The sequence below is a fragment of the Neobacillus rhizosphaerae genome (genome assembly GCF_050477885.1).
GTDB lineage: Bacteria > Bacillota > Bacilli > Bacillales > Cytobacillaceae > Neobacillus > Neobacillus rhizosphaerae_A.
Window position 1 is genome coordinate 24,885 of the sequence record NZ_JBCNAC010000148.1, and the last position, 11,923, is coordinate 36,807.

Consider the following 11,923-nt stretch of genomic DNA (forward strand, 5'->3'; position numbering starts at 1 on the left):
TAAATTTTGCGGATTGTTCATGTAGATCAAATTATTGAAACCGTTGCCAAACTTTGCTGGGAGGCATGCTATTACTTACCTGAAGATGTAGTAGCAGGATTTAGACGTGCTGAAAAGACCGAAGCTTCTCCAATAGGAAAAACCATCTTGCAACAGCTTCTTGAAAATGCTGAAGAAGCAAAGGTGAATCATATGCCTTATTGTCATGATACAGGAATGGCCGTTGTGTTTGTCGAGGTAGGTCAAGATGTCCATATTACAGGAGGGAACTTTTTAGATTCTATACAAGAAGGGGTTCGAACAGGGTATCGAGAAGGTTATTTGAGAAAATCTGTGGTTGGAGACCCTCTCATTCGTGTAAACACAGGGGATAATACACCAGCAGTCGTTCACACTGAAATCATTCCTGGTGATCAAATCAAATTCACGGTACTACCTAAAGGTGGGGGCAGTGAAAATATGAGTGCGATGAAATTCCTACTTCCAGGGGAAGGGATGCAAGGGGTTAAAAATTTTGTTTTACAAACGATTAAGGAAGCAGGAGGAAAAGCATGTCCGCCTGTAGTAGTCGGTGTTGGCATCGGAGGAAGCTTTGATAAAGTAACCTCACTTGCGAAGCATGCTGTACTGAGGGAAATCGGTGTTCATCATCACGAACCTCATATTGCCCAGCTAGAAAATGAACTTCTAGAGGAAATAAACAACACAGGTATTGGTCCACAAGGCTTAGGCGGGACGAATACTGCGCTATGGGTGCCAATTGAAACTTATGCCTGTCATATAACCGCATTACCGGTTGCGGTAAACATTCAATGTCACGCTGCCCGTAAAAAGACGGCTATTTTATAGGAGGGGAAGAGATGGCAGAATATCGAATAACTACACCGCTAACAGATGAGGATATTCAAAAACTGCAAATTGGGGACCAAGTTCTCTTAACAGGGACCATCTATATGGCACGCGATGCCGCACATAAAAGAATGGTAGATCTTCTAGAAGTCAATCAGCCTTTGCCAGTCGATTTAAGAGGAGAAATTATTTTCTATGCCGGCCCATGTCCTCCAAAACCCGGGCAAATAATCGGCCCAGTTGCGCCGACAACAGCCTACCGAATGGATCCTTATGCTCCTGCTATGTATGAATACGGGGTAAAAGGCACGATTGGAAAGGGGCCGAGAAGAGACATGGTAAAGCAAGCCTGTAGTCAGTTTGGGGCCATTTCCTTTGCAGCAGTCGGAGGCCTCTCGACGATTTTAAGCAGAAGAGTAAAAGAAGTTGAGATAGTTGCTTATGAAGATCTAGGACCTGAAGCAATCAGACGGCTTCTGGTAGAAGATTTTCCTTTACTGGTTGCCTATGACGCACACGGTCAAGATTTGTATGAACAAGAAATTGCCAAGTATGAGAATTTTAATAATAATGCCAATAAGGGAGTAGGTATATAATATGAAGAAACTAGAAATTGCTGTAATTCCGGGGGATGGAATTGGGAAAGAAGTCGTACCAGTTGCGACTAAAGTTTTAGATACAGTAGCTGAAATTCACGGTGGTTTAAAATTTGAGTACCAAGAGTTCCCGTGGAGCTGTGACTACTACATGGAGCATGGTAAAATGCTGCCGGAAGACGGTTTGAATATCCTAAAAAACTTCCAAGCAATTTTTCTTGGAGCTATTGGGAATCCTCAGCTTGTTCCAGATCATGTATCGTTATGGGGACTCTTGATTAAAATTCGCAGAGAATTCGAACAATCCATTAATATTCGCCCAGCTAAATTTTTTAAAGGCTTGAAATCACCACTAATCAATCCAAATGACTTTGATTTAATAGTTGTGAGGGAAAATAGTGAAGGTGAATATAGTGAAGTGGGCGGAAGAATTCACCGTGGCGAAGATGAGCTCGCCATTCAAAATGCTATATTTACAAAAAAGGGCACAGAACGTGCGATGCGGTATGCCTTTGAACTTGCTAAAAAGAGAAGAGGCCATGTCACTTCTGCGACAAAGTCAAACGGCATTTTCCACTCAATGCCATTTTGGGATGAGGTATTTAATGAAGTTAAAGGGGACTATGCAGATATTCAAACAGCTTCCTACCATATCGATGCGTTAGCAGCCTTTTTCGTGACAAGGCCGCAAATCTTTGATGTGATTGTCGCAAGTAATTTATTTGGTGATATTTTAACCGATATTGGCGGAGCAATCATGGGTAGTATCGGGATTGCTCCTGCCGCCAATATTAATTTAAATGGAAAATACCCATCTATGTTTGAACCTGTACATGGTTCGGCGCCAGATATTTATGGCAAAGGAGTTGCAAACCCTATTGGTCAGATTTGGACTGCAAAAATGATGCTTGATCATTTCGGGGAGTATGAACTAGGACAAAAGCTTTTGGATGTAGTAGAAGAGGTAACAAACGACGGAATTAAAACACCTGATATCGGCGGAACAGCCTCAACCACTGAGGTGGGGGAAGCTATCTGCAACCGTTTGAAAAAGGTTTGCTCCGTATCCTAAATAAATAATCCAAATATAAGAGGCTGTCTCAAAATGTTGTGTGTGACGCGACGACGCGACAACGATTTTGAGCAGCCTCTTTTTACTGCCTATTATAGTTACAAGAGGATGGGGCTTGTAAATGAAAAACCCCTAATCTTTGAAAATACATAGATTAGGGGTTTGCGAACCTTACTTATTTTTACTCTCAGCATCTTTAATGATATCTTCACCGATCTTCTTAGCCCACTCTTGGTAAACTGGCTCTAGTGCTTTTTTGAATACCTCAATTTGTTCTGGAGTAAGCTCATTAATCTTGGTTTGACCGCGATCTTTTAACTTTTTCAAAGATTCATTATTTAGCTTTTCGGCAGAGTCACGTGCAACCTTTGTTCCTTCTTCTACACCTTTTTGGACAATGGCTTTCGTTGCATCATTTAAACTATCCCAGAATTTCGTATTTGTTAATAAAGCGTAGTCTACTCGAGTATGACCCATTACAGTTGTATACTTCTGTACTTCGTCAAATTTCTTTGATTCGATATTACTGTAAGTATTTTCTTCTCCATCAACTGTACCTTGCTGTAGGGCAGTGTAAAGTTCGTTAAATGGAATGGATACGGAACCAGCATTAAGCTTATCGTAAATTTCTTCAAGTAATTGGCCGCCTTGGGTACGAATCTTTAATCCTTTTAAATCTTCCGGTTTCGTAATGGCTTTCTTATTATTAGTCATGTGTTTTGCACCATTTGGCCACATCGCCAGACCAAGGACGCCGTCCTTTTCTAAACGCTTAAAGATTTCTTTTCCTTTTTCACCATCCCAGAATGCGTTTGCGGCTGCATCATCTTTAAACAAGAATGGCATAGCAGGAACATTAAAACCAGGGTCATTACCTACTAACTTAGACATATCAGGAATAATGAACTGGACGTTATTGGCTACTAAGTTCTGATATTCATCTTTATCACCAAAAAGCTGGCTATTAGGATAAACCTGAACCTTGATTTTACCGCCGGATTCTTTCTCAATATACTCTTTCATCGCAATCGCACCGGCTTGCTTAGGTGTGGTTTCTGCCACAACATGGGAGATTTTAATCGTAATTTCTTGAATACCGTCGCTAGATTTGCCCTTTTCACCACTAGCTGAGCTGCCGCTTGTTTCTTTTGAGGAAGAGCCGCAGGCTGCAAGGCTAAAAACTAATAGAAGAGTTACTGCTACCACAAATAATTTCTGAATCTTTTTCATTTGATTTCCCCCTTTTTAATAAATAGCTTGATACAAATTTATATATTTCTGTATGGTCTGCATCCTGATCAAGTTTATGAGAGGCATTATCGAATCTGTCAAAAACAAGCTGTGGTAGGTTTGTCATGGCCCCAGCGTGAGAAAAAAGATGCTTAGCCATCTCTAAATCTTTCCTTATCAGCTCTAGACTAAAACCTGAATCAAAACTTTCAGTTAGGATGAAGGATGGAAACTTATACTCGGTTGAACCACTGCGTCCTGTACTTTGGTTAAATACATGAATAGCTGACTCCGGTTCCACCTCAAAACTTTGTAGCAATTGGACTGCCTCACAACTAGCTAATAGATGTGTGGCAGAGAGATAGTTATTAATCGCCTTTATTAAGTGACCGCTTCCAATCGGGCCTACATGAAAGAGGTTACTGCCAATTGAACCTAGCAAACGCTTACATTTGGTGAATGTCTCAATCTTGCCGCCAATCATAATTGTTAATGTTGCAGAAACAGCTTTCTTGACTCCTCCGCTAACAGGTGCGTCTAAAAAGTCAATGTTCTTTTTTTCAAGCTTGTTAAAATTCCTTCTCGTTTCATCAGGGTAAGAGCTACTCATATCAATGATGACTAAATGATCTTGGTGAGAGTGTTGGTCCGAGGCGTAAAGGTCAATAATTTCGTAAATAACTTGATTTACGATCTTTGATGAGGGAAGCATGAGAATAATAGTTTGTACGTTGTGAATCCAATCCAACAGTTTACCTGATTTCCCACCGAGGCTCTGGAATTCATTGATAGCGGATTCATTTACGTCGCTGCCAAAAACATTATATCCGCTTTTTAATAGGTTTTTTGCCATAGGCATTCCCATCTTACCAAGCCCAATAAAACCTATATTATCAATCATGAAGGGAAAATTCCTTCAAGCTCTTTATGTAAAGAGCCAATTCGTGGGTGCGCCCGACCGCTCGTGGTGACGACGGCCGCGATGACGATCTCATCATTTCTGGGTGCATCAGGAATCCTAGTCTCAAACGTCATGTGGTGGCTGCGAATCTTTGGATCCATCTTGTGTTTAATTGCTAAATCCAGACTACTGCCAGCAGCACCTCTTTTCTCGGCAGAAGGGAGGAGTGTTTCCGCCTCACCGCAAAGTGATCGGAACGGATTTCCAAAGGTTAGGGTATGAATAATGGCAGATCCATGTTCTATTTCTCCGTCAAGTCCTACCAGTGCTCCTTTCCCATAACCTTCTACTTCATCTCCTGAAGCGCCTAAAGCTTCCATAGCCTTCTTTGGCAAAAGCTCACCGAGTTGTTCGGAACAGGCTTTAATGAGCGGAAGAAGATCTTCTACATATTTGCCTGCATAAGGATTCTTAATGACGGCTAAGGCAGCAGCTACCCGAACAGGCTTATCTGCCTTTTTGAAACCTTCAATAAAGGTTTCATCAGAGATGGTCACAATTTTTCTTATTTCTAATTCCATCTTTTACCTCCTCATTATTATGGATTTTGGATACAATCTACTGCCGAGTTGTCTTCACTAAATGTTGATAGTACCACTATAACAAAAACGGTAAATATTGTGAATACACAAAAAATATAAAATAAATAAAATTTTCTGTTTATTTTCTTTGTACTATCTTGTATATTTTAAATTAGGTCCAGTTGTAGATTGGATACAATCCACAGTATAAGGAGTTGATTTTTATGAAGAAACTCTTTAAATGGCTTGATCACATCGAAGAAGGATTAGCAGGAGTGCTATTTATTGGAGGAGTAGTCGTAAGTTTGTACGGAGTTTTTACAAGGTATATTCTCAATGCACCAGAAACATGGATTACAGAGATTTTTGAGTTTCTCCTTACTTGGTCCATTTTTATTGGTTTTGGACTAGCACTGAAGGACAACCGACACATCCAAGTAGAAATTCTATTTGACATGTTACCAAAAAGTTTAAAAAGAATTGTCGCTACGATTAGTAATTTAATCGGAGGAGGCTTTTCCTTTTACCTTGCTTATTCTTCAATAGAATTAATAACGATTTCAAAAGAACAAGGAATTAAAACGATTGATGTAGGCATTCCAATTTGGATCTCATATCTGGTACTCCCAATCGGAATGGGGCTGTTAGGGCTTTACTTTTTTGTAAAGGCTTACAAAGCAATGAAGGGCGATCAAAGTGAGCTTGTTGGCGAGATTGAACAGTTATATGATTCGATGCAAAATACGGAAGGAAGCTCAGATGGGAAAGGGGTAGGAGCATGAATCCAGTTTTAATGCTGTTTTTAATTTTTGCGGTACTATGTTTAATTCGTGTACCGATCGCTGTTAGTTTGGGATTATCTAGTGTAATCGCTTTATCAATGGCGGATTTTACCCTTTATACAGTTATTCAGAAAATGTTTAATTCCTTAAATTCTGCGACATTAATGGCCATCCCGGGTTTTGTATTTGCTGGAATTATAATGTCAAAAGGCGGTATCTCTTACTATTTAATTGAGGCTTTAAAATCATGGGTAGGGCATATACGTGGAGGGCTGGCTGTCATCACTATCCTAGCTTGTATGATATTTGCTGCTATTTCAGGTTCAAGCCCAGCAACTGCAGCTGCTGTCGGAAGTATTATGATCCCTGGGATGGTGAAGGCAGGATACAGTAAAAGATATGCAATGGGTCTTGTAGCCGCATCAGGTACACTAGGAATTTTGATCCCACCTTCGATTCCATTGATCATTTATGGAACGGTTGCTGAAGAATCGATAGGAAAACTTTTCTCAGCTGGAATTATTCCTGGTTTATTGTTAGGAGGAATTCTTTTAGTCTCTGCCATTATTCATGCCAGAATCCATAACTATGGTAAATTGCCAAAACAGTCGATGGAGGAAAGATGGAAAAAGACAGCAAAGGCTCTTTGGGGATTTTTGCTCCCAGTCCTTATTCTCGGTGGAATTTATTCTGGTGCGGTTACCCCAACAGAGGCTGCATTTGTATCATGTTTTTACGGTTTAATCGTTTCTGTCTTTATATACAAAGAAATGTCCTTTTCTAAATTTAGAGAAGTTATGAAGGAGTCCATCAATATTACTTCGATGATTTTTCTAGTTATTGCATCGGCTATGATATTCGGTATGTTCCTGACAACAGAACAGGTACCGCAGGAATTTGCGACATGGATTGAAACCAGTACAACAAATAAATGGATCTTTATGATTGGCGTCAACATTATGTTCTTTATTTTAGGGATGTTCCTTGACTCTGTAGCCATCATTCTAATCACTTTGCCAATTTTATTACCTGTTCTAGCAATTTTTGATATTAATGTGATTCATTTTGCCATCATTATGACCATTAATATGGAGTTGGCAATGATCTCACCTCCAGTTGGGCTGAATCTTTTTGTTGTCAGTGGAATCACGCGGGAAAAAGTAGGAGAAGTAGTAAAAGGAGTTTTGCCTTTTTTTGCTCTCATGATTCTCGCTCTAGTTATCGTTGTCATTTTCCCACAGGTATCATTATTTTTAGCGAAATAATCTGACCAGTATTCGCTTACTCGCTTACTAGAGTAAGCTGTTCTTTTTCAGCAAGTGGATCCAATATCCTAATTGGAGGAGTTCTATGAATTTGAAACGATCTTATTTATTTGTTCCAGCAACATCCACCAGGATGTTTGAAAAAGCTCTATCAAGTGAGGCAGATTGTATCATCTTTGATTTGGAAGATGCCGTTGCCATCTCTGAAAAACAAGAGGCAAGAGAACGTGCTAAGAATTTTCTTGTAAACAATCAACCTAGTAAAGATATACTAATCAGAATTAACGATGTGAGTACTACCTTTTGGCGTGAGGATTTGGAGGCTGCTATTAGGGCAGGAGCTAGTGGCGTAATTGTTCCAAAGGCTGAAAGTGCCATTAGTATGAAGATTTTATGCGAAACAACGCTTATAAGTTTAGAAAGAATGAATAGAGGTCTTAATTCTTTTGTTGTTCTTCCTCTAATTGAAACAGCAAGAGGGGTACAATTTGCTTATGAAATTGCATCAGCTCATTATTTGATTAAAAGATTAGTATTTGGATCGATTGATTACTCATTGGATGTCAATTGTGAATTAACGGAGGAAGGGACAGAACTTCTCTATGCAAGGTCACAAGTGGTCAATGCCTCGAAAGCAGCGGGGATTGGCAGCCCAATTGACTCTGTATACCCAGACCTTGGAAATGAGCCGGGGTTAATCAATGAGTCACATAGAGCCAGGAGGCTAGGTTTCAATGCAAAACTCGCTATCCATCCTAAGCAATTACACCCGATTCACGAAATTTTCTCGCCAAATCAAAAAGAAATGGACGCTGCGTTAGAAATTGTTCTTGCATTTGAAGCAGCAGAGCAGGAAGGAATTGCCTCAATTGCAGTAGGTAACAAACTAGTAGATTATCCGGTTTATAAAAAAGCAAAGGCACTTTTACAGTCAGCTGGACTTTAATGAATAGAAAAATAGAATAATGGAGGGAATTCGAATGGTAACAGATAAACTAGCATTACATATTACCAATACTTCTTATGAGCATTTTAATCAAAATGCTGTTAGAGAAGCGAAACGAAGTCTTTTAAATTGGCTTGGGGTAGCAATTGGCGCTGCTAACCATGAATCTATGGATATGGTGTTAAACGTAGCAAAACTAACAGCAAGCCAACCACAGGCAACCGTGCTAGGAAGAAATGAAAAAGTAGATATGCTGTTTGCGAGCCTTTTAAATGGAATGTCTTCTCATATCTATGATTTTGACGATACCTTATTAGAAACTGTCTTGCACCCCTCGGCACCTGTTTTTCCAGCCATTTTGGCTTATGCAGAGAATCAAAGGAAAACTGGTAGGGATGTCCTTGAAGCGTTTATCATTGGCTGCGAGGTTGAAGCTAGGCTTGCGTTAAGTGTTTATCCGTCTCATTACTGGCGGGGCTGGCATATTACAGGAAGTGTGGGTGGAATTGGAGCAGCTGCTGCGATTAGTAAGCTGATGGGCCTTGATGTGGAGAATACCATCTATGCCCTTGGGATTGCGGCAACCGATCCGACGGGATTACGTGAAATGTTCGGCACAATGACAAAGCCTTATCACCCAGGGAAAGCGGCGATGAACGGTCTATTAGCTGCACTGGTCGGCGCGCAAGGGTTCACATCTTCCAAAAAGCCTCTTGAAGCTAAGCGAGGATTCCTAAACGTGTTATCAGAAGAAAATAAGGTTGAACTTGTTACTGAAAAGTGGGGCGAAAAGTGGGAAGTGGAGAAGAACAGCTACAAGCCGTTTGCAAGCGGAATTGTTACCCATCCTGCCATCGATGCAATAATTTCGATTCAAAAGGAGCACATGCTTAAAGCGGAACAAGTAGAATCCATCATCATCACTGCTCATCCGCTAGTTAAAGAGCTTACTGGGAAAACCGATATTACTACAGGCCTCGAAGGAAAATTCAGTGTTTATCATTGTGTCGCTGCCGGGTTCTTTAATCTTAAGGCTGGTGTTTACGAATTCACAGATGAATATGTGAATGAACCTGCTGTACAAAAACTTCGCGACAAAATTTCACTAGTGATTGATGAGAAGATTAAAGAAGACCAAGTTTATCTAATTGTAAAATTAACGGATGGCAGTGAGGTTTCTTACTTTGTGGAACATGCGATTGGTAGTGCTGATACTCCGATGACAGATGAGCAGATTAAAGAGAAATTCATCGATGTAACAGGAGACATCATCAGCATGGAGGCAAAAAATGAATTGATTAATCTGGTCAAGCGCATCGAAGAAGTGGAAGATCTAACTGCGTTCTTTCAGCTATGCCAGCCAAAGAAAACAGCCAATCAACTTTAAGGTTCCTAAAGTGAACATACTATTTCATCGGAAAAAAGGAGAGAAATATGGCTTTCCCAAATACAAGGGTGAAAGTAAATGTAGTATCAAAACCTAAGGAACGGTCTTTTTTGGAATTAAAAAGAATCATCACCTTGATCGTTGGCATTGCGTTAATGGCGGGTGTCTATTTTATATTACCTGCAAACCAAACGGATTCAGCAAGAATCATGCTGGCATTCTTAGTTCTTAGTGTCTTTTATTGGACATTTGAGCCCATTCCTATTGGTTTAACTGCCGTAATTTTACTTGTATTAATGTTGGTGTTCCATGTGGTGACAACAGACGTGGTATATAGTGGATTTGCTTCACCAGCGGTGTTTCTCATTATCGGCGGCATGATGCTTGCAAAAGGGGTTAATGATACGACCCTTACTAAAAGAATTGCCTATCTTTTCTTATCGAAATGGGGAGGAAATGCAAAAGGGCTGCTCGCGAGCATATTAATCATTCCGCAAATTCAGTCGTTTTTTATTCCAGCGGCGGCTGTCCGGGCAACCTTAATGCTTCCGATTGCAACAATGTCACTTGATACCATTGGGGAAAAAGCAAAAGGAAATCTGGAAAAAATGATTTTGTTAGCTGTTGCTTTTGGTGGAACGGTAAGTGGGACTGCAGTAATGACAGCTGCTATTGGGAATATATTAACGGTTGAATTACTAAAAGAATTTGTAGGGATAAAAATAACGTATATTCAGTGGTTTACCTATACTTTCCCGATATGGCTCATCTTAATTCCGGTTGTCTGGTTTACGTTATTAAAAAGGTTTCCCTTAACAGAGGAAGAGAAACATTTTCCCCATGTAAAAGAAGAACTGGAACATAAATTAGAGGAATTAGGTAAATTAAATATCCAGGAGAAAAAGTGTTTAGCGATTCTATTGATGATCGTAGCTTTATGGTTTACAGAGTCCTTGCACGGACTGCATCCAAGTGTTCCGGCTTTAATAGGTGTTGTATTAATGGCCTTACCGGGGATTGGCTGTACCAAATGGGATAATTTAGTGAAAATCAATTTTGATACGGTTATGCTAATGGGTGTCACGCTTTCACTCGGTTATGCCTTTAATAAGTCTGGAGCCGCCAAGCTGGTTGGCGATAGTTTAAGTGCGGACTGGATTCTTTATTTTTTTCACTCACCTGTTGTAGCAGTTATTGCAGTACTTTTGATTACTCATATTCTACATCTAGCAGTAGCAAATGTGTCGACTGCAGTCGTGACTCTTATCCCCATTTTTATTGGATTATCTACGAAAGCCGGTGCAGACCCTGTGCTTATTTGTCTAACAGCTTCGATAGCATGTTTACATGGGTATATTCTTGTTGTAGAGGCCACTCCGAATATTATTGTTCATAGTTCTGGTCGGATTAAGCAAAAGGAGTTTTTAATGCCAGGTCTGTTGTTAACATTTCTGATGAGTGCCGTAGTACTTTTGACAGCAGTTACGTGGTGGAATTGGATTGGGCTACTTTAAGAAATATTTTCGATAAGTTGCCAGTATCTATAGACAATTTAAATTGGATTTTGTATCCTATCCAAAATGGGATAATGTGAGGTAGTTAAATTTATGGAAAAGAATGGACTCATGATTGAAAATAGAGACACATTACATCTAAGAGTATGCAATTTAATACGACAAGCGATTTTAAAAGGAGATTTTAAACCGGGTGAACGGCTTAAACAAGCGGATCTTGCCGATGCGATGGGTGTAAGCCGCATGCCTATTCGTGAAGCGTTTCAAAAGCTTGAAGCGGAGGGACTCATCAAGCTGGAACCGCATAAAGGTGCAGTAGTAAAGTCAATACATGTAGGGGATATTGAGGAGATATATGCACTCCGGGCGGAACTAGAAAAAATGGCTGTATACCAAAGTATCGAGCATTTAACAGATGAGGACATAAAGCAATTAACTGCTTTGGTGGAGCAGATGGAATTAAGCGAAGATGTGGATGAGTTTATCAACTATAATATCGAATTTCACCGTCTGTTAATTAAACGATGTACCTGGGAGCGCCTCAATTCGTTTATCAGTACATTATGGAATGGCCTCCCTCAACAAACACCTCATATTTTAAATGGCCAAAAAGACACTTCGAATATCGAGCATCGAAGTATCTTAAATGCAGTAATAAATAAGGATAAAGAAACAGCTGCTAACCTGGTTTCTAACCATATTTCTCGCACGGGTAATATGCTAGTTAAGAGTTTAAAAAAAGAGGGGAAATAGTCCCCCTCTTTTTTAATAAAATTTGTATCCAATATCCAAAAAAGGCG

At 39.9% G+C, this 11,923-nt stretch carries 12 protein-coding genes; 9 read left to right on the plus strand and 3 right to left on the minus strand.

Annotated features, from left to right (window positions below):
• Positions 1 to 6: 6 nt before the first annotated feature.
• From ABES03_RS20135 to ABES03_RS20145, 3 genes are read left to right on the plus strand one after another with little or no spacing between them, the layout of a single operon-like run.
• Positions 7 to 849, plus strand: a complete 843-nt coding sequence (locus ABES03_RS20135) for a fumarate hydratase (protein WP_309862151.1) — start codon at positions 7 to 9, stop codon at positions 847 to 849.
• An 11-nt stretch (positions 850 to 860) separates the two neighbouring features.
• The gene (locus ABES03_RS20140; protein ID WP_430120011.1) at positions 861 to 1,445 is read left to right on the plus strand and encodes a FumA C-terminus/TtdB family hydratase beta subunit; all 585 of its coding nucleotides are present in this window, start codon (positions 861 to 863) and stop codon (positions 1,443 to 1,445) included.
• Position 1,446: 1 nt separating this feature from the next.
• The gene (locus ABES03_RS20145; RefSeq protein ID WP_430120013.1) at positions 1,447 to 2,517 is read left to right on the plus strand and encodes a tartrate dehydrogenase; all 1,071 of its coding nucleotides are present in this window, start codon (positions 1,447 to 1,449) and stop codon (positions 2,515 to 2,517) included.
• Between the two features lie 171 nt (positions 2,518 to 2,688).
• Here ABES03_RS20145 and ABES03_RS20150 read toward each other — a convergent pair whose 3' ends face one another.
• Genes ABES03_RS20150 through ABES03_RS20160 form a run of 3 tightly spaced genes read right to left on the minus strand, consistent with a single transcriptional unit; the run spans position 2,689 to position 5,229 of the window.
• A complete protein-coding gene (locus ABES03_RS20150; RefSeq protein WP_430120015.1) occupies positions 2,689 to 3,747 on the minus strand; it encodes a DctP family TRAP transporter solute-binding subunit in 1,059 nt (352 codons plus the stop codon).
• The gene (locus ABES03_RS20155; protein ID WP_430120017.1) at positions 3,692 to 4,648 is read right to left on the minus strand and encodes an NAD(P)-dependent oxidoreductase; all 957 of its coding nucleotides are present in this window, start codon (positions 4,646 to 4,648) and stop codon (positions 3,692 to 3,694) included. The genes ABES03_RS20150 and ABES03_RS20155 overlap by 56 nt, the downstream gene beginning before the upstream one ends.
• Complete coding sequence (locus tag ABES03_RS20160) at positions 4,645 to 5,229, minus strand: amino acid synthesis family protein (protein WP_430120019.1); 585 nt, start codon at positions 5,227 to 5,229, stop codon at positions 4,645 to 4,647. The genes ABES03_RS20155 and ABES03_RS20160 overlap by 4 nt, the downstream gene beginning before the upstream one ends.
• 224 nt (positions 5,230 to 5,453) lie before the next feature.
• On the opposite strand from ABES03_RS20160, the gene ABES03_RS20165 reads away from it, so the two are divergent.
• From ABES03_RS20165 to ABES03_RS20190, 6 genes are all read left to right on the plus strand, one after another.
• Complete coding sequence (locus ABES03_RS20165; protein WP_430120021.1) at positions 5,454 to 6,011, plus strand: TRAP transporter small permease; 558 nt, start codon at positions 5,454 to 5,456, stop codon at positions 6,009 to 6,011.
• Complete coding sequence (locus tag ABES03_RS20170) at positions 6,008 to 7,276, plus strand: TRAP transporter large permease (protein WP_430120023.1); 1,269 nt, start codon at positions 6,008 to 6,010, stop codon at positions 7,274 to 7,276. Before ABES03_RS20165 ends, ABES03_RS20170 begins: the two co-directional genes overlap by 4 nt.
• An 85-nt stretch (positions 7,277 to 7,361) precedes the next feature.
• The gene (locus ABES03_RS20175) at positions 7,362 to 8,222 is read left to right on the plus strand and encodes an HpcH/HpaI aldolase/citrate lyase family protein (RefSeq protein WP_430120025.1); all 861 of its coding nucleotides are present in this window, start codon (positions 7,362 to 7,364) and stop codon (positions 8,220 to 8,222) included.
• A 34-nt stretch (positions 8,223 to 8,256) separates the two neighbouring features.
• Positions 8,257 to 9,609 (plus strand): MmgE/PrpD family protein, encoded by a 1,353-nt coding sequence (locus ABES03_RS20180; protein WP_430120027.1) that lies wholly within the window; start codon positions 8,257 to 8,259, stop codon positions 9,607 to 9,609.
• 47 nt (positions 9,610 to 9,656) lie between these two features.
• Positions 9,657 to 11,123: an SLC13 family permease gene (locus ABES03_RS20185; RefSeq protein WP_430120029.1), complete on the plus strand. Its 1,467-nt coding sequence runs from the start codon at positions 9,657 to 9,659 to the stop codon at positions 11,121 to 11,123.
• Positions 11,124 to 11,216: 93 nt separating this feature from the next.
• The gene (locus ABES03_RS20190; protein ID WP_430120031.1) at positions 11,217 to 11,876 is read left to right on the plus strand and encodes a GntR family transcriptional regulator; all 660 of its coding nucleotides are present in this window, start codon (positions 11,217 to 11,219) and stop codon (positions 11,874 to 11,876) included.
• Positions 11,877 to 11,923: the final 47 nt, after the last annotated feature.